At 54.3% G+C, this 17,725-nt stretch carries 13 protein-coding genes and 3 pseudogenes; 12 read left to right on the top strand and 4 right to left on the bottom strand.

Going from position 1 to position 17,725, the window contains the following annotated elements; genetic code table 11:
* Window positions 1–25: 25 nt before the first annotated feature.
* From HP435_RS25020 to HP435_RS25000, 7 genes and pseudogenes are all read left to right on the top strand, one after another.
* A complete protein-coding gene (locus tag HP435_RS25020; RefSeq protein WP_229049756.1) occupies window positions 26–3,283 on the top strand; it encodes a DUF5050 domain-containing protein in 3,258 nt (1,085 codons plus the stop codon).
* The gene (locus tag HP435_RS25015) at window positions 3,283–3,474 is read left to right on the top strand and encodes a hypothetical protein (RefSeq protein ID WP_122963790.1); all 192 of its coding nucleotides are present in this window, start codon (window positions 3,283–3,285) and stop codon (window positions 3,472–3,474) included. Before HP435_RS25020 ends, HP435_RS25015 begins: the two co-directional genes overlap by 1 nt.
* Complete coding sequence (locus HP435_RS29175) at window positions 3,474–3,590, top strand: CD1375 family protein (protein ID WP_255679188.1); 117 nt, start codon at window positions 3,474–3,476, stop codon at window positions 3,588–3,590. Before HP435_RS25015 ends, HP435_RS29175 begins: the two co-directional genes overlap by 1 nt.
* A gap of 40 nt (window positions 3,591–3,630) precedes the next feature.
* Window positions 3,631–3,744, top strand: coding sequence for a CD1375 family protein (locus tag HP435_RS29170; RefSeq protein WP_255679187.1), 114 nt, complete (start codon window positions 3,631–3,633; stop codon window positions 3,742–3,744).
* A 291-nt stretch (window positions 3,745–4,035) separates the two neighbouring features.
* Complete coding sequence (locus tag HP435_RS25010) at window positions 4,036–4,347, top strand: hypothetical protein (protein WP_122963791.1); 312 nt, start codon at window positions 4,036–4,038, stop codon at window positions 4,345–4,347.
* 121 nt (window positions 4,348–4,468) lie between these two features.
* A pseudogene (locus tag HP435_RS25005) lies at window positions 4,469–4,869 on the top strand (holin family protein).
* Window position 4,870: 1 nt separating this feature from the next.
* On the top strand, window positions 4,871–5,707 hold the full coding sequence (locus HP435_RS25000) for an N-acetylmuramoyl-L-alanine amidase (protein WP_229049755.1): 837 nt from the start codon (window positions 4,871–4,873) through the stop codon (window positions 5,705–5,707).
* Window positions 5,708–5,917: 210 nt separating this feature from the next.
* On the opposite strand, the gene HP435_RS24995 is transcribed toward HP435_RS25000, so the two are convergent.
* From HP435_RS24995 to HP435_RS24985, 3 genes are all read right to left on the bottom strand, one after another.
* Window positions 5,918–6,421, bottom strand: coding sequence for a S4 domain-containing protein (locus tag HP435_RS24995; RefSeq protein ID WP_173600214.1), 504 nt, complete (start codon window positions 6,419–6,421; stop codon window positions 5,918–5,920).
* A 323-nt stretch (window positions 6,422–6,744) separates the two neighbouring features.
* Window positions 6,745–8,319: a glycosyltransferase family 2 protein gene (locus HP435_RS24990; RefSeq protein ID WP_173600213.1), complete on the bottom strand. Its 1,575-nt coding sequence runs from the start codon at window positions 8,317–8,319 to the stop codon at window positions 6,745–6,747.
* Window positions 8,320–8,323: 4 nt separating this feature from the next.
* Window positions 8,324–9,424 carry a glycosyltransferase family 2 protein gene (locus tag HP435_RS24985; protein ID WP_173600212.1) on the bottom strand — a complete coding sequence of 367 codons (1,101 nt, stop codon included), beginning with the start codon at window positions 9,422–9,424 and terminating at the stop codon, window positions 8,324–8,326.
* Window positions 9,425–9,578: 154 nt separating this feature from the next.
* On the opposite strand from HP435_RS24985, the gene HP435_RS24980 reads away from it, so the two are divergent.
* The 4 genes and pseudogenes from HP435_RS24980 to HP435_RS29345 all read left to right on the top strand — a co-directional run bounded on the left by HP435_RS24980 (window position 9,579) and on the right by HP435_RS29345 (window position 13,252).
* Window positions 9,579–10,664: a glycosyltransferase family 2 protein gene (locus HP435_RS24980; protein ID WP_173600211.1), complete on the top strand. Its 1,086-nt coding sequence runs from the start codon at window positions 9,579–9,581 to the stop codon at window positions 10,662–10,664.
* Window positions 10,665–10,707: 43 nt separating this feature from the next.
* Window positions 10,708–11,034, top strand: coding sequence for an alpha-helical endospore appendage domain-containing protein (locus HP435_RS24975; protein ID WP_173597633.1), 327 nt, complete (start codon window positions 10,708–10,710; stop codon window positions 11,032–11,034).
* Window positions 11,024–11,893 (top strand): hypothetical protein, encoded by an 870-nt coding sequence (locus HP435_RS24970; RefSeq protein WP_173600210.1) that lies wholly within the window; start codon window positions 11,024–11,026, stop codon window positions 11,891–11,893. The genes HP435_RS24975 and HP435_RS24970 overlap by 11 nt, the downstream gene beginning before the upstream one ends.
* Window positions 11,894–12,225: 332 nt before the next feature.
* Window positions 12,226–13,252, top strand: a pseudogene (locus HP435_RS29345) (hypothetical protein).
* Here HP435_RS29345 and HP435_RS29340 read toward each other — a convergent pair.
* The gene (locus tag HP435_RS29340) at window positions 13,180–13,440 is read right to left on the bottom strand and encodes a hypothetical protein (protein ID WP_229049754.1); all 261 of its coding nucleotides are present in this window, start codon (window positions 13,438–13,440) and stop codon (window positions 13,180–13,182) included. The pseudogene HP435_RS29345 and the gene HP435_RS29340 sit on opposite strands and share 73 nt — an antisense overlap.
* A gap of 1,710 nt (window positions 13,441–15,150) precedes the next feature.
* On the opposite strand from HP435_RS29340, the pseudogene HP435_RS29335 reads away from it, so the two are divergent.
* A pseudogene (locus HP435_RS29335) lies at window positions 15,151–15,957 on the top strand (hypothetical protein); the annotation flags it as partial.
* Between the last annotated feature and the right edge of the window lie 1,768 nt (window positions 15,958–17,725).

Genomic DNA, 17,725 nt, shown 5'->3' with positions numbered 1-17,725 from the left:
TTTTTTCATGGAAAGGGGGAGGAACATGGCAACAGGATACGGTTTAAAGCTCTATAACTATCGTGTATTCTTCGAAAATAATTCATACGACCAAACGATTTATGGCTTGATTGGCGATAAAATTAGGTCGTTCAATAGAGGGACAGGCGCATTCACTGAAATTGGTGGAGCGTATACTATTTTTGACAGATTCTTTGTCTCTAATGATAGGAATTTCATTTACTTTTCAACGTCTACAGGATCTTCATATCAACTGAACAAGCTGCCGATCACTGGTGGTTCGCCACAGAACTACTCTTATGGCTATCCAAGTGTGTCCACATTACTCGGTGAGCTGGGAGGAGCTGTTTTCTGGCATCAGTCCGCATTTGATGCCTATAAGCTTTATAGCACTGTTGCAGCTACTGGTTTTACAAGCAACTACGCGTTATCTGTTGACTCTATACGGATGATTGATGGCTTATTGTTTTCGAGAGACCCGTCATCCAACAAAATATACGTGTCTACAACGGGTGATCCACAAACAAAAACCGAGACAGGCGTTTCGGGATATTTGTATTCAGTCGGCAAAAAGTCAGGATACTACTACTTGCAAACCAGTACAGGTATTTATCGCTTAGACAGCGCGGGTAAGAATCCCGTAACACTACTGTCAGAAGCATCATACAGCTTGCAGTTGTGCAGTAGCGTTATTTTTTACAGCACTTCCGACCAAAAAAACATCTATAAGATGAACTATGATGGCAGTGCCAAAACGCTCATGCACACTTTTCCTGAGTCGGTATCCACATTCACTGCTTCTATGTCCGGTGACAAGATTTACTATAATCGTAATTCTGAGAATGCATTTTATATGGTGGCATTCAACAAGCCTCCGACACTTGCGCTCACGCAGCCAACTGACAACCTTACTTTGACTGAAGGCAGCACATACAAGTTGGAAGGCAGCGTTTCTGATGCAGACGCTGGACAGGCACTGTCAGTCAAGTATTCGGTTGCTGGCGGGCCAACGCAGAGTATTGCACTTGGTAATTCGGACGGTGTAACTGCGAAGTCGTTCAGCAAAACGCTCACATACAGCCAAGGCCGTTTCTGGGATGGCTCCACAGACGTCTCGGGCCTGCTGCCAGCCGAGACAGCATCGATCCAGGTTTGGGCCAATGAAGGCGTCGATGATTCTGCCAAAGTGACACGAAACTTCACGATTCAGCAGGAAGACGGCAAGCTGTATGTCCCGGTCAACGTCGTCAACCAGGCTTATCTCGTATCGCAGATGGCTCCTCCTGTTCGGTTGAGTAATGGGTGGTTGGTTGGAGCGGCCAAGGATAATACCACTGGATATACTTATTTTTATAAATCTCTCGACAACGGAAAGACGTGGACTCAGCTTTGTTCAATAACGAGCGTGAATATATCTTCTTTGGCGGTTGCTTCAAAAGGAACTAGAGTATACGTCGTTGGAGTGCATAACCAATTAAGCACATGGTCATTTGATGCTGCTACGCAGACAAACACTGCGCTTTTAACGAAAATTGATCTTGAAATAAACCAAACAGCATACAATAACGCTCATGTTGCCATCGCTCCTGACGGCACCAAACTCTGGTGGGCAGCCAGCACGAAAAACAGCAGTTATCCGAACAGTTTCAACATCCGCGCAGGCTACATTCAGATTTTGTCGGACGGGACGTTAGGGACTCCGAGTGCGGTTAGTCAATTAACAACAGCCAATTTCACATCACTAAATTGGACTAATCCCAACCTAACGTTTAAAAAAGATGGATATCCAATTATAGCTGTCCAATTCGAAAATAATACGCCGAATTACGGGATAGGGCATATTTCATACAACGGCACAGGATGGAACAATCCATTTCAGTCTTCGATTGCCCCATTAGGTGCGTTCCTGCAATCATCACCACAAATAATTACAACTCCAAATGGTAAGATACACGTTTTATGGCAAGGTACTGATTCCAGTGACATTGTTAACCCATGGATCAGGTACAGTAGCTCGGTAGAAGGCATAATATGGCCCTCAACGCCGAAGAAGATCGTAAAAGGCCAGAATGCCAGCATCACGTCTGACAAAAACGGCAAGCTGACGATCACCTACGAAGACGGCGGCTACATCAAGCGCATCGAGTCGACAAACGAATTTGTCTCATATTCTGGCCCGTTCACAGTCGGCGCAGGCACCAAGCCAGCGACGTTCTACGACCAGTCGTTCCAGACTGATTTCTCGGTGCCGCCGACATTCTTCCAAGCGAGCGGCGCGGTCAAATACTATGGCGTCCTGAACCTGAACAAGAAGCCAGTCGTTACGCTGACTACGCCTGACAACCAGACATTGACGGAAAACGCGACTCTCTCAGTCGCGGGAAGTACACTGGACGGCGATCCAGGCAACGTGGTAACAACGTGGTACAAAATCAATAGCGGGCCAGCACGGGCGTTGCAATCCGGTATCTCTGACGGCAGCACGCCTCTTTCTTTTGCTCGCGATCTGAGGTACAGCGGCAAAAGGATGTGGGACGGCGCGGTCGATGTCGCTGGCGTCGATCTGGCGGAGAACACCGATCACACGCTGGCAGTCTGGGCCGAAGACGACAAAGGCGGCAAAAGCGCGGAAGTCACGCGCAAGTTCCGCGTGGTCTGGAACCGTCCGCCTACGATCAGCGGTCAAAACAGCGACCTTGGAACGCTTACGGAGCGGCCGACAGTCACATATTCAGCCGCAGACCCGGAAGGCAACTCCTTCACCTTCACCGAGTACCTAAACGGCCAGCAAGTCAGGTCATTCGCCGGGACAGATGGTCAGCAGAACACCTTCGAGCTGACACATGATGCATGGATCAAGCTTGATCTCGACGTGCAGCACCAGTTGAAGATCATCGCCACGGACAGCGCAGGCATTTCAGCTGAGCGCGTCTACACTTTTACCCGCACCGAGACACATCTGGAGTTCATGCTGGACTACAACAACCCGGATGTCGCTGCCTTCTTTACCGTAGACGGCATGCCGGAGCGAATCCTGTTCACGCTGGAGCGATACTTGCCGCCCGACTCTGAGATCGAGAGTGTGCTGGTCACAAATAACTATCTCGATGCTACGCCTACCTGGGAAGATGCTCGCAATGCCGTAATCGGTGGCCGCGGCTACATTTTCACAAACAAGACGAAGACAGCAGCCGACTGGGCTATTTGCGTATGGGTCACCCTTGCAAAAGGTTCTGCCACGCAGCGAGTCCACGTCTATGGATATGGGGGTGCTTTTGACTGATGAAGTTCAGCAATCAAGAGTCCATCACGGAAATTCGCAAAAAGCAGCAGGAAACGCCGGAACAAAAGATTGTCAGGCTGGAGGCGGAACTGGTCGCCGAAAAAAATGACAAGCTCACAATCATGGAGGCAACTGCTCAACTGTATGAGGAGTTGCTTCTATTGAAAGAGCAGATGGGAGGGACATCTTAGTGGCAGCAATTTACTACAGTTTGGTCAAGGCTGGCAGGCGGAAGATGGACCAAGTTCCCGCACATCTTCGAGAGGAAGTGCAGGCGATGCTCGATGCTGAAAGCAGCACTGGTTAACCTAGTCATCCGGCTCATATCTTTTCGGGGCTAGGTAGCTTTGATCGTTGCTGGCCGCCGCACATACGACAGTGTGCCAACTGGTTTGAAGCTGGCAGTAAAAGAAGACCTGGAAGCTATCAGGCTGAGTGCCGATGGAGCACCAGTAGCATAGCGCTTTTTCCCAAGCGGAGAGGGCGTTTTTCATGGGGGAGCTACTGAGTGGCTCCTTTCCGTTAGCTTCAAATTTGTCTCAATGCATAACTTTAGTTAGAGGACCAGTTATACGTTATGAGCTTATAATCACATTTGCCCGTTGTAGGTTTTTTGCTTTTTATCCGTTGATGGAACGCCGTGTGCGATGAAAGTCGCTCGCGCGGTGTAGGCTCGAACGAAACCCCTCGTGGAGAGAAGGGGATAAGTCGAGAATAGCGATACCAGCCCGGCAGTTGGCACAATCACTGCTATGAATGCGAGTATTTTGCTGATTAGCTTCAATGAAGAATTATCAGAGGATACCTTATCCATTACTGATATCGATCAGCTCATTACCCACATTAACAGTCATACTGGAGCCAACTTAAAAAAACAAAATTGGAACCAGAGTATTGAATGGGATACAACCGATCCGGAAAAGCCCATTCTCAAGGTTTACATGCGTTATAATCCTGATACTTGGCATACCGGGTTTTTCTATCAAGTAAAGTTTGTTCCCGGGGCAGTAAAGGATAAACACGAGAACATAACGTATGAAACACCATTAAGTGGTCCATTTTAAAACGCCATCAACGGCCCTCGGGTAAAACCGAGGGTATTTTTTTATCACCAAGACCGAGAGCCAGCCCCGAGCCTATCGGGGCAATTTTTACTGCACCGAGGGGAGAGAGGAAGAAGAGCGAATGGACAACTTTATCAAAACAGGAATTGCTATCGGAGGCGCAGCAGCCTCGTTTCTTTTTGGCGGCTGGTCAGCATTGCTCAGTGTGCTACTCGCATTCGTCATTTTTGATTTTGTCACTGGCCTGATTGCAGCCGGAATGGAAGGAAAGTTAAAAAGCAAGGTCGGTATGATCGGCATTGCGCGGAAGTTGTTCATTTTTTGCATGGTCGCGATTGCCCATCTGATCGACATGTCGCTTGGTGACCAAAATTTCATCCGCGACGCGACGATCTTTTTTTACCTGGCAAATGAGCTGCTAAGCATTATCGAGAACGCGGGACGGGACGCATTGGCCTGCCCGTTCCGGAATTGATTAAGCGAGCAGTAGAGGTACTAAAAGGGAGAGGGGAAGGGAAATAACATGCAAATCACAGAAATGCTACTCACGAACCCAACGGCCAGACCAGGCACAAAGATTGTCCCGAAAGGACTGGTCATCCACTGGACAGCCAACGAGAAAAAAGGCGCCGATGCGGTGGCAAACCGGAACTACTTCAACAAGCCGACGACAGAAGCCAGCGCTCACTACATCGTGGACGACCGGCAAATCATCAGGTGCTTGCCTGAGACGGAAATGGGCTATCACGTGGGGGCAAAATCGTACAAGTCAGAGGCGCTGCAAAAGCTGAGCGCGTACCCGAACGATTGCACGATTGGCATCGAGATGTGTGTCAACGCGGACGGCAGCTTTACCAAAATGTACGAGCAGACCGTAGCTTTGACAGCAGAGCTTTTAAAACGTTATGGCTGGGCTGTGGATAAGTTGTGGCGGCATTACGACATTACCGGGAAAAACTGCCCGGCCTTTTTTGTCGATGAGCGCACGGCGCAAGCTTATTTTGGCAAAAATGCGCAAGCTGCCTGGGAAAGTTTTAAACAGGATGTCCACAGGTTGCTAACAGGTTTTCCACAAAAACCACAGGCACCTGTTGATAACTGCACTGTCGAGCTGACACTGGCGACGACAGGCAAGCTGATTGCAGGAACTTCCTATGTCCCGGTCCGGCTGGTCGCGGAGGCAGCGGGAGCAACGGTCGGGTGGGAGCCGATTACCAAAACGGTAACGGTGAACGGTCACGAACTGAATTGTCTCCATGAAAATGGAACCGCTTATGCTCCGGCAAGAGAGGTGGCTGCCCTGCTAGGAATGGAAGTGAGCTGGGACGCAGCGAGGAAAACGGTAGTGCTGCGAGGATAAGCCTGAGTAACAGAAGGCGAAAAATAAGCGGCGTTGGCAGCACGACCCAACAGAGCACAAAGGAGCTGCCCAAAAAGGCGAATTAGCTAACGTCAAGCAAGCGGAAACATTGATTCATCGACGCGTATGAAAGGAAAAAGGGCGTCGCTCAGCCGAAAATTCGACTTTTGGGACAGCCCCTTTTGCTATTGAATATGGTGCAAGCAAGTGTCAGCCGATTACAATGACGATGACGTCGCTGGCGGACAAAATCGCACTCGGCTTCGCTTCCCGCTGGTTGACGCGGATGCGGCCATCCTTGATCTTTTGCACGATTTGGCTGCGGCTCCAGCCATCCAGTCGACTGGCGAGCAGCTTGTCGAGGCGATACCGCGCATCTGCGCTTTCAATCGTGATTCGGACTTCCTGCACGCCTTGCTCTTTGTAATCGAGAACAGGGACGACGGGCAAGGCGAGATTTTCTGCCATTGTCTCCTGCTCCGGTACTTCTACATGCTCCGGAAACGATTTGTATATGGCGAGCTTCTCGTTCCATGTGTGGTCCCGCTCGCATTTGTAGATGGCGAAACGATAAATGTTTTTGCCGTTGGCGTTGTGCCGGCGAATGCTGGTATCGAAAAAGGGTACGGTGCGTCCGCAGCTCCGGCAATACCGCAGCACGGGGAGAGTGCATGGCGTTTGAGTTAATACCCACGTATGTTCCATGACTAGCATGATCCTTCACCTCGTGAAAAAGGGTAAGGAACGTACCTGCTATTTGGATGTCTTGCAGACTGGCTTTTTTGAACGCAAAAAACGGAGATTCCCCATAGCGAATCTCCGTAAGAAGGACAGCCTACAGATTTCGTTACGTTCCTTTGTAATGGGAAAAAAGGGCAGACTGCACCTGGGCGAAAAAACGCGTTGTTTTTCCAGGAGCAAGGCTATCCAGTTTTTTAGGCCATTACAAAGTTGTTGTTGGCATACGTCGCACCCGTACCTTCCTATCCAAATAGTTGTAAACGATTTTACCACAAATGGTTAATGTTACCAACCCTTTATTCTCTCCACGGCACGAGATTTGGCTCGGCGTCCAAAATCGATTCGTATTGTTCTTTCCAGCCATACAGGGCGGTTGGGTCCAGCAGCTTGTAGCGGGCGTATTTTTCCTGGCGAATCTTTTCAGATGACCAGCCCAGATGCTTCACCCGGTAGTAACTGAGAAAGGAAGGCAGCTCGAAAATATTGCCGGGAAAGCGTCCGCAGTGCAAGGGCTGTTCTTTCCACAGATAGCGAAGGTTGGGGCGGTAGCGGACGATGAATGGGCGGTATACATAATGGGCGCGCCAATACGGGTCTTCACGGTAGTGGGATTCAGTCCACATATCATACAGGCGGAAGCAGCACACATCGCCATGCTGTCTGGAGAGCAGCGCATGTACACCTGTGGCAAACCCGTCTTCAAAAACTTCGTCGGCATCCATGTTGACGATCCACTCTGGCTGGTGAGAAATGGTTTCTTTCCATTGCTGTTTGCGCAGGGCGACTTCGTTGGTGAATTGCGGCGTCGGGTTTCGGACGAGGTGGAGGGGAATGCCTTTTAGCAGCTCATGGCAAATTTCGGCGCTGTCATCTGTGCTGCCGTCGTCGATAATAACGGCTTCATCGATGTACTCCCTGTGCTTGGTGAGCACGTGGGCGAGGTGTTTGTCTGCCTCGTTGTGGATGACCATGGACAAAGTAATTTTGGGACGGGACGTGGGCACAGCGGGCACGGCAAGAGAGGGGGATTTTTTGACGCGGAGCGGAGCGGAACCGTAGATTTGTTTCATCCAGACGGTCGCTTCCGCAAAGTCACTTTCCCGGTACAGATGGAACGCGGGGTAGTGGGTGTCTACGAACAAAGAGAACCCTAGCGCCACAGCCCGTATGCAAAAATGGCGATCTTCTCCCCAAAACGTGACATTGTGAATACGCGAATAGTTCACGCCGGATTCCAATGCCTTCCGGCGAATCAAGGTGCAAGCGCCGAGGCCGCCCACTTCATACAGGCCGGGAACGCGCAGCTTTCCATAAAAGGCGTACTTTCTGAGGTATTGTTCCTCGGCAGAGATGCTTTCCAGCCGATGGTTGATTTCATACTGCGTGTACTGGTCCGTAAGCCAAACCTGGGGAACTGGCAGCGTGTCTGGCGTCCAACTCGTCCAGAAAACTTCCGAGACGATGTCTTTTTCCGATGCGAGCAAAGTTTCCAGCGTAGCTGGCTGGAGCAGCAAGTCCGAGTCGAGGAGGAACAGCCCGTCGTAGCCGCCTGATTTGGCGCGCTCGATCAGTTGGTTTTTGAAGGAAGCTACCCGCCAGACCAGTTCATCTGTCCAAATATGGGTCGTCTCGTTGCAAGAGTAGGTGGAGGGTGCTTCCTGGCTGCGGATGATCTCCACTTGGCCGGAGTGCTTTTCGGCAAAATGGTGGAGGAGTCTGCTCGAAGCAGGATCGTTATTGTCATCAACAAACAGGTAGTGGACGGCCATATCGGAAGTCGAAAGCTTTTCCAGCGAAAACAAAAACATGCGCAGCACGTCCGGTTGTTGGCAAACCGGGCTTCCAATCAAAATCCGCGTTTGCGTCGTCATTTTATCACCCCTTGGTCGATGGCGTGTGGGCACATGTACGCACCATGTTGGCCGAGGTCTGGTCGTATACGTGCGCCTCTTTTGATTTGCCCAGACGCTCCATGCAACGTCCGAGATAGTGCAAGGCATGAAAGCTGCCCATCCCTTGCTGACTGAGATGCTCCCAATGCTCTTCCCCGATCTCCAGGCAACGCTCGAACGATTGGATTGCTTCGGCGTACAGCCCGTGCTCCATCAAGAAAACCCCTTTGTAAAAATGCAGGTCCACGTAATCCGGATAGAGCCGAATGGCGCATTCGATGCCGGGCCATGCCCCCCGCATGCTGCCGTGCCGGAACAAAATCTCGTATTTTAGCTTGTAAAAAAGAGACGGCGGCAACTGACTTTTGCCCAAAAAGCCTTCCAGCGCCTGATTGACGAGAATGAAGGCGTGCTCCCATTTTTGCGCGCGATAAAATTCGCTGGCCAGGTGGTAGTCGCACCACGGGTCGCGATCGGGATTTTCCCTCTCTTCCAAAAGCAGCTTCAGGTTGCGTCTGGCTTTGTTTTTCTTCGTAACAATTTCTTCTATGTAGCCATAATGGTGAAGGCGGACAGGAATCAGCGGGATCGCCCCGTCCTGCGGAACCGTTTCGGGCCATTGCAGCACTTCATGAATATCCCTTGCAAATTGAAACCCCTTTTTGTTGCGAAAAAGGCGGATTTGCGCGTTGCGGCTTGCCAGATGCAGAGAGGCCGTTTCTTTTTTCGGGCCTTGGTAATGAAGGAGCTTGAGAAACAGAACGTCCGATTTGCTTGCAATGGCCGCCTGACGCAACGCCTCCTGATCTGCTTCCTCCAATCGCTCATCCGCATCGAGCCACAACACCCATTCCCCGCGGGCTTCTTTCAATCCGATATTCCGCGCTTTGGAAAAACTGTTTTCCCACGGAGCTTCGATGACTTTCGCACCGTATTTGCGGCAAAGCTCCTGTGTGCCGTCTGTTGAACCTGTGTCGACGACAATGATCTCATCTACAACAGAATGAACGCTTCCCAGACATGCTTCGATCTGATCGGCCTCGTCTTTGACAATCATGCATAGCGAAATGAGCGGAGGTGTCATGGACGCTATCACCTTCTTTGGGTTGTTCTTTCATCACGCTTTCGATAAACCTTATTCTTTGAAAGCCAAAGTTATGTGAGGAGCGATATACATATTGGGCTTGGCCGGAAAATAGGATGTAAAAAAGATTTTGCGCCTAAGGAGGGCGATCTGCATGTTCACAGTCAGCCTGTGCATGATCGTTCGCAATGAAGAACAGACACTGGGTCGATGCTTGTCGACTGTGCGCGATTTGGTGGATGAGATCATCATTGTAGATACAGGGTCTGAAGATCAGACGCGCGAAATTGCCCGGTCATTCGGGGCGAGGCTGTTTGAGTTTGCGTGGATCGACGACTTTGCAGCAGCGCGCAACTTTGCTTTCAGCCAGGCGAGCAAAGACTATATTTTTTGGCTCGATGCCGACGATGTGTTGGAAGAAGCTGACCGGGAACGGTTTTTGGCGCTGCGGAAAATGGAGCCTTTTGAGTACGACAGTGTTTCCATGCCTTATCACCTTGCCTTTGACGATCGGGGCCAGCCTGTGAAGTTCCTGCGGCGAAATCGGCTGGTGAAGCGGCAACGCCAATTTGTCTGGCACGGCGCTGTCCACGAATATTTGGAGGTGGGAGGGGAGATTTATCACAGCGACATTGCGGTCACGCATCGCAAGGAGAAGGCGTACACCGACCGCAATTTGCAAATTTATTTGCGGCGGCAGGAGCGAAAAGAATTGTTTTCCCCCAGGGATCAGTACTACTTCGCCAACGAACTTTACGATCATGGCCGCTATCAAGAAGCGGCCGAGCAATATCAAGCCTTTTTGGATGGCGGACAGGGCTGGATCGAGGACCAGATTATGGCTTGCTATAAACAAGCGGAATGTTATGCGAACTTGCAGCAGCCGGAAAAACAGATTCAGTCCCTGGTGAGAACATTGGCTTTTGACGCGCCGCGGGCGGAATTTTGCTGCAAGGTAGGGGCTTATTTTTTGGAGAAAAAGGATATTCATAAAGCGATTTACTGGTTCCGGCAAGCGACTTTGCTTGAACGGCCACCAAACATGATGGGGATGACAGATGAACCTGCCTGGTCGTGGCTGCCTCATTTGCAGTTGTGCTACTGCTATGATCAGATCGGGGAGTACGGAAGGGCAAAAATTCACCACGAGATGTCAAAGCTGCACCATCCTACGCATCCGAGCGTTTTGCACAACGAAAGGTACTTTGCCAGCCGGGAAGAAGCGCAGCCGTCTGTGTGAGAGAATTGCTTTTTCCGGCGGCTGGAAACGGAGGTCATGAGACATGTCGTTGCCAAATGTGCCTGACATAACGCCGCGCATCACGCTGAAGCGCGAGGAAGTGTTTCATCTGTTGCTTACCTCTGTCGCCATGGAGGAAATCAGCCTGTCTCATATTATGAATGCGGAGGGGGAAAAAATTCAGCGTTTGCTGCAAAAAGAGGAGGTTTGCCTGGAAGATATGCTGCGCATTAACAAAAGCGTCGAAAGAATGCTGCGCAGCATCATCAGCAAGCAAATTTTGCTGCAATTCAAGCTGGATAATATTTTGGAAATGGAACGAAAGCCGGGCGATTCGGGAGATCCTGCCGAGGATTGTCATGAGGAATAGCTCGTTTGACCGAATGATTGCGGGTGTGGTTCATTGGACGAATCGCCAGGGAACGACAGGGGGAACAGACGGATATGAGCGGCTTTTGGCCGCTGCCTTCGCCATGGAAAAAGCCATGGCTTCTCTGGCGGAATGCCAAGCGTGTCACACCAAAGCTTTTTTGCTTGCCGCCAAAACACATCCAAAGGAAGAAGCGATCCCACTTTTATTCCAGGCGCTGAAATCGTCAAGTCTTTGGCTGGAAGCGATGATTATGTTGCATTGGATAACTTTTAGCCGGATAAAGGGGATGGCTTCTTTTTTTGCATGGCAAGATCATATGGCAGAGAAATCGGAGCAGGTTGCGGAGGTTTGCAAAAGGTCATGGACGGCTGTGTACTCGTTTGGTCTAGCGGCCATTGGCCTAGTGGAACAGATCATTTTGCATGTCATTGCTCTCCAGCAAACGTCGCCCTGTCACCGATCGTCCGAGCAGCAGCTTATTCATTTGCTCGAACAGTTGGATGATTTTTTTCGCATTTGTGTGCGGAAAGCGGATTTTTGGGGAGTGCCTTTTGCCAATCAAGGGATTGAGGGGGAAGCTGCACAGCGGGAAAAACGCTCCATGCTTGGTTCGGCTTTGCAGCAGTTGGAAAGGTATGGTTCGCCTTCGAGCGCGCTTTCTTCTGCTTTTAAAGTGAAATTGAAGGACATTGTCCTGCCATTGAAAAAGTACGGCGATCTCGGGGGGAGCGTCCGTTCCGTTATCGAGACAAATCGCCATTATCAAGCTCCTTGGTTAAACAGGGAGGTACTGCCCGCCGTGACCAAAAGCCACAAGGTTGTGGTCCAGTCCAAGAAGTGGAAGAAGAATCCGTGAGGTTGGATGGTGTTCTTTTGGCTATTGAATAAGCGGAATGGGGAGGCTGCGCTTTTCACGGGGAAGGGGGGAGAGTTTTGTCATTTCCAAATATCCCAAATATCAGCCCGACAATTACGATTACGCGCGAAGACGCCATTAACTTGTTGCTGTCTTCTTTTGCCATGGAGGAATTGGGGCTAAGCCATATCTTGAATGCGGAAGGCGAAAAAATTCAGTATGTCCTAGGAACGCTTCCTGGGGTGAGTGGACCTGCGGGAGCGACGATAGATGATTTGCTGGCGATTGACCAGAGCGTACGAGAAATGGTCGATGCGACGATCAAACAAGACATGCTCCTCCAGGCAAAGCTGCAGACGGTGTTGAGCGCCTCCACCATGCAGGGTCCAACCGGAGCAACGGGTCCAACCGGAGCAACAGGTCCAACGGGAGCGACAGGGGCGGGGAAGGGGGCGACTGGAGCTACAGGAGCTACGGGAGCAACCGGAGAGACAGGAGCAACTGGAGCCACGGGAGTAACTGGAGTCACGGGGTCAACTGGGGCCACGGGAGCAACCGGAGAGACAGGATCAACTGGAGTTACGGGGTCAACTGGAGCTACGGGAGCAACCGGAGTCACGGGGTCAATTGGAGCCACGGGGTCAACTGGAGTTACGGGGTCAACTGGAGTCACGGGAGTAACAGGAGAGACGGGGTCAACCGGAGTCACGGGGTCAACCGGAGTCACGGGAGCAACCGGAATCACGGGCAACCGGAGCAAACCGGACGGGAGCAACTGGAGCTACGGGAGTAACCGGAGCCACGGGAGCAACTGGCCACGGGAGCAACTGGAGCTACGGGAGTAGCCGGAGCCACGGAGAATCTGGAGCCACGGGAGCAACTGGAGCTACGGGAGTAACCGGAGCCACGGGAGCAACTGGAGCCACGGGTAACCGGAGCCACAGGAGCTAACCGGAGTCACGGGATCAACTGGAGCCACGGGGTCAACCGGAGTCACGGAGCGACAGGAGAGACGGAGTAACCGGAGCGACAGGAGAGACGGGAGTAACCGGAGCCACGGGGTCAACTGGAGCTACGGGATCAACCGGGGGAGTAACCGGAGCCACGGGGTCAATTGGAGCCACGGGGTCAGGTCACGGGGTCAACCGGAGTCACGGGATCAACCGGAGTTACGGGAGCCGGAGCCACGGAGTAACCGGAGCCACGGGAGCAACTGGAGTTACAAACCGGAGAGACGGGGTCAACAGGAGCCACGGGGTCAACTGGAGCTACAGGAGCAACTGGAGTTACGGGAGCACGGGAGCGACAGGAGAGGCGGGAACAACCGGAGCCACAGGGTCAACCGGGGTTAGGGAGTAACCGGAGACAGGGTCAACCGGAGTTACAACCGGAGCCACGGGGTCAACCGGAGCCACGGGAGTAACCGGAGCCACAGGGTCAACAGGAGTCACAGGAGCTACGGGAGCAACTGGAGACGGGAGCAACTGGAGCCACGGAGCAACTGGAGTTACGGGATCAACCGGAGTCAACCGGAGCCACGGGGTCAACAGCTACAGGAGCAACCGGAGTTACGGGAGCAACTGGGGTTGGAGCGACAGGAGAGCGGGAAACTGGGGTTACAGGAGCGACAGGAGAGACGGAACAACCGGAGCCACGGGGTCAACTGGAGTTACGGGAGTAACCGGGAGACAGGGACAACCGGAGTTACGGAGCAACCGGAGCCACGGGGTCAACCGGAGCCGGGAGTAACCGGAGCCACGGGGTCAACTGGAGCTACGGGATCAACTGGAGCCACGGGAGCAACTGGAGTTACGGGAGTAACCGGAGAGACAGGGACAACAGGAGAGACAGGGACAACCGGAGCTACGGGAGCAACTGGAGCCACGGGATCAACCGGGGTTACAGGGAGTAACCGGAGTTACGGGAGCAACCGGAGCCACAGGATCAACCGGGGTTACGGGAGTAACCGGAGAGACAGGGTCAACCGGAGTTACGGGAGCAACCGGAGTCACGGGGTCAACCGGAGTCACGGAGCAACCGGAATCACGGGAGCAACCGGAGCTGGGAGTAACAACTGGAGCCACTGGAGCAACTGGAGCTACGGGAGTAACCGGAGCCACGGGAGCAACTGGAGCCACGGGGTCAACTGGAGCCACGGGAGTAACCGGAGAGGGAGTAACCGGAGCCACGGAGCAACTGGAGCTACGGGAGTAACCGGAGCCACGGGAGAATCTGGAGCCACGGGAGCAACTGGAGCTACGGGAGTAACCGGAGCCACGGAGAATCTGGAGCCACCAACTGGAGCTACGGGAGCAACAGGAGCCACAGGATCAACCGGGGTCAGTAACCGGAGAGACAGGGTCAACCGGAGTTACGGGAGCAACCGGAGCCACAGGGTCAACCGGAGCCACGGGAGTAACCGGAGCCACAGGGTCAACGGGAGTCACAGGAGCTACGGGAGCAACTGGAGGACGCAACTGGAGCCACGGGAGTAACCGGAGAACGGGAGCAACTGGAGCAACCGGAGCAACTGACGACTGAGCAACCGGGGTTTGCAGGAGTAACTGGAGTCAACCGGAGAGAGCAAACCGGGGTTACAACCGGAGCCACGGGGTCAACTGGAGCCACGGGAGCAACCGGGGTTACGGAGTAACCCGGAGCCAGCAACCGAGCCACAGGATCAACCGAGGAGTAACCGGAGCCACAGGGTCAACCGGAGTTACGGAGCAACCGGGTCAGAACCGGAGCACGGAGCAACCGGAATCACGGAGCAACTGGAGCTACGGAGTAACTGGAGCCACTGGAGCAACTGGAGCTACGGGAGTAACCGGAGCCACGGGAGCAACTGGAGCCACGGGTCAACTGGAGCCACAGGCAACCGGAGAGACGGAAACCGGAGCCACGGGAGCAACTGGAGCTACGGAGTAACCGGAGCCACGGAGAATCTGGAGCCACGGGAGCAACTGGAGCTACGGGAGTAACCGGAGCCACGGGAGTCTGGACTATTGCAACTGGAGCACGGGAGCAACTGGAGCCAATCAACCGGGGTTACGGGAGTAACCGGAGAGACAGGGTCAACAGGAGCAACCGGGGGTCAACCGGAGCCACGGAACCGGAGCCACAGGGTCAACGGAGTCAAGGAGCTACAAGGAGCAACTGGAGAGACGGGGTCAACTGGAGCCACGGAGTAACCCGGAGAAAACGGGAGCAACTGGAGCTACGGGAGCAACCGGAGAGACGGAGCAACCGGGGTTACGGGAGTAACCGGAGCCACGGGGTCAACCGGAGAGACGGGAGCAACTGGGGTTACGGAGTAACCGGAGCCACGGGGTCAACTGGAGCTACGGGAGCAACCGGGGTTACGGGAGCAACTGGAACTCACGGGAGCAACCGGAGTTACGGGAGTAACCGGAGAGACAGGGAGCCACGGGAGCAACTGGAGCCATTAGGGTCAACCGGAGCCACGGGAGTAACCGGCCACCCGGGGTTACGGGAGCAACAGGAGCTACGGGGTCAACAGGAGCTGGGGCAACTGGAGCAACGGGAGGGTCAACCGGAGCCACGGGAGCAACCGGAGCCACGGGAGTAACCGGAGCCACGGGGTCAACTGGAGCTATGGGGAGACAGGGAGCAACTGGAGCCACGGGGTCAACTGGAGCTACGGGAGCCACCGGGAGTACGGGAGCCACCGGGAGGGGAGCAACTGGAGCTACGGGGGGCAACTGGAGCCACGGGAGAAACTGGAGCTACAGGAGAGACGGGAGTAACCGGAGAGACAGGGTCAACCGGAGAGACGGGAGCAACTGGAGTTACGGGAGCAACAGGAGCTACGGGGTCAACCGGAGCCACGGGAGTAAGGAGAGACGGAGCAACCGGAGTCACGGGAGCAACTGGAGAGACGGGAGCAACCGGAGTCACGGGAGCAACAGGAGAGACCGGGAGCAACCGGAGTCACGGGAGCAACAGGAGTTACCGGAGAGACGGGAGTAACCGGAGCTACAGGGTCAACTGGAGCTACGGGAGCAACTGGAGCTACGGGAGCAACCGGAGAGAGACGGGAGTAACCGGAGCTAGGGTCAACCGGAGAAGCACGGAGTTACAGCAACTGGAGCTACGGGTCAACCGGAGCCACGGGGTCAACTGGAGCCACGGAGCGACAGGAGAGACGGGAGCAACCGGAGTCACGGGAGCAAACCGGAGAGACGGAGCAACTGGAGTCACAACAGGAGAGACGGGAGCAACCGGAGTCACGGAGCAACTGGAGCCAGACGGGGGGTCAACTGGAGCCACCGGGGTCACGGGAGCAACTGGAGCTACGGGGTCAACTGGGGGCCAACTGGAGCGGGAGCAACCAGGAGACGGGAGTAACCGGGGAGAGACAGGGTCAACCGGAGAGAGATACGGGGCAACTGGAGCTACGGGAGCAACTGACCGGAGCCACGGGAGGGGTGCCACGGGAGTAACAACTGGAGCCACGGGAGCAAACTGGAGCTACGGGTCACGGAGGGAACAGCCGGAAGCCTGAGAGGGGAGCAACTGGAGCCACGGGAGCAACTCAAGCCACGGGAGCTGGAAACTGGAGTAGGAGAGACAGGAGTAACCGGAGCCACGGGGTCAACTGGAGCCACGGGAGCAGACTGGGAGTAACCGGAGCCACGGGACAACTGGAGCTACGGGAGCAACCGAGCCACGGGAGCCAATCTGGAGCCACGGGAGCAACTGGAGCTACGGGAGTAACCGGAGCCACGGGAGAATCTGGAGCCACGGGAGCAACCGGAGCTACGGGAGCAACAGGAGCCGGGATCAACTTAAAGGGAGTAACAGGAGGTCAACCGGAGTTACCAGGAGCAACTGAGCCACAGGTCAACTGGAGCCACGGGGGAGCCACAGGGTCAACGGGAGTCACAGGGCCACGGGAGCAACTGGAGGGAACCGGAGCCACGGGAGTAACCGGAGAACGGGAGCAACTGGAGCTACGGGAGCAACTGGAGCAACGGGGTAACCGGAGCCACTGGGAGAATCAACCGGAGCTACGGGAGTAACCGGGGTTACGGGAGGGGAGGGGTCAACTGGAACCGGAGCCACAGGAGCAACCGGAGTTACGGGAGTAACCGGAGACAGGGTCAACCGGAGCCACGGGAGCAACTGGAACCGAGAGCCACAGGGTCAACTGGGGAGCAACCCGGGGAGCCACAGGGGGAGCAACTGGAGCACGGAGCCAACTGGAGCAACCGGAGAGAGAACAGGGTCAACCGGGTCACGGAGCTACGGAGCAACTGGAGCCACAGGAGGAGCCACGCAACCGGAGCCACCGGGGAGCACAGGAGCCACGGGGCTACACTGGAGTACGGGAGCAACAGGAGCCACAGACGGGGAGCCAGCAACGGGAGACTGGAGCCACCGGGCGGGAGCAACTGGAGTCAACTGGAGTTCAAACTGAGCTGGGAGCAACTGGAGCTGGGAGCAACAGGGAGTAGCACCGGAGACAGGGTCAACCGGAGGACGTCAACCGGAGTCACAACCGGGAGGGGTCAACCGGAGAGCGACACGGGGTCAAGCCTGGAGCCACGGGAGCAACCGGAGTTCACGTTACCGGGAGTTAGCAGGAGTAACTGGAGCCACGGGGTCAACTGGAGAGATCAACGGGGGCAACCGGGCAACCGGAGCAACCGGAGAGCCGTCAACCGGAGACACGGGATAACCGGAGTTTCCGGGCAACCGGAGCTACGGGAGCAACAGGAGCCACAGTTGGGATCAACCGGAGGAGCAACTGGAGCTACAACTGGGAGCAACCGGAGTTACAGGGAGCAACTGGAGCCAGGGAGTAACTGG

The organism is Brevibacillus sp. HD3.3A, assembly GCF_013284375.2.
GTDB lineage: Bacteria > Bacillota > Bacilli > Brevibacillales > Brevibacillaceae > Brevibacillus > Brevibacillus parabrevis.
This window is presented reverse-complemented; position numbering and strand designations above follow the sequence as displayed.

Bases quoted from the DNA above. Each gene is read 5' to 3' on its own strand.
- HP435_RS25000 (WP_229049755.1), top strand. From the start codon at position 4,871: ATGCAAATCACAGAAATGCTACTCACGAACCCAACGGCCAGACCAGGC.
- HP435_RS25020 (WP_229049756.1), top strand. From the start codon at position 26: ATGGCAACAGGATACGGTTTAAAGCTCTATAACTATCGTGTATTCTTC.
- HP435_RS25015 (WP_122963790.1), top strand. From the start codon at position 3,283: ATGAAGTTCAGCAATCAAGAGTCCATCACGGAAATTCGCAAAAAGCAG.
- HP435_RS24980 (WP_173600211.1), top strand. From the start codon at position 9,579: ATGTTCACAGTCAGCCTGTGCATGATCGTTCGCAATGAAGAACAGACA.
- HP435_RS24995 (WP_173600214.1), bottom strand. From the start codon at position 6,421: ATGCTAGTCATGGAACATACGTGGGTATTAACTCAAACGCCATGCACT.
- HP435_RS24985 (WP_173600212.1), bottom strand. From the start codon at position 9,424: ATGACACCTCCGCTCATTTCGCTATGCATGATTGTCAAAGACGAGGCC.
- HP435_RS24970 (WP_173600210.1), top strand. From the start codon at position 11,024: ATGAGGAATAGCTCGTTTGACCGAATGATTGCGGGTGTGGTTCATTGG.
- HP435_RS24990 (WP_173600213.1), bottom strand. From the start codon at position 8,319: ATGACGACGCAAACGCGGATTTTGATTGGAAGCCCGGTTTGCCAACAA.
- HP435_RS25010 (WP_122963791.1), top strand. From the start codon at position 4,036: ATGAATGCGAGTATTTTGCTGATTAGCTTCAATGAAGAATTATCAGAG.
- HP435_RS24975 (WP_173597633.1), top strand. From the start codon at position 10,708: ATGTCGTTGCCAAATGTGCCTGACATAACGCCGCGCATCACGCTGAAG.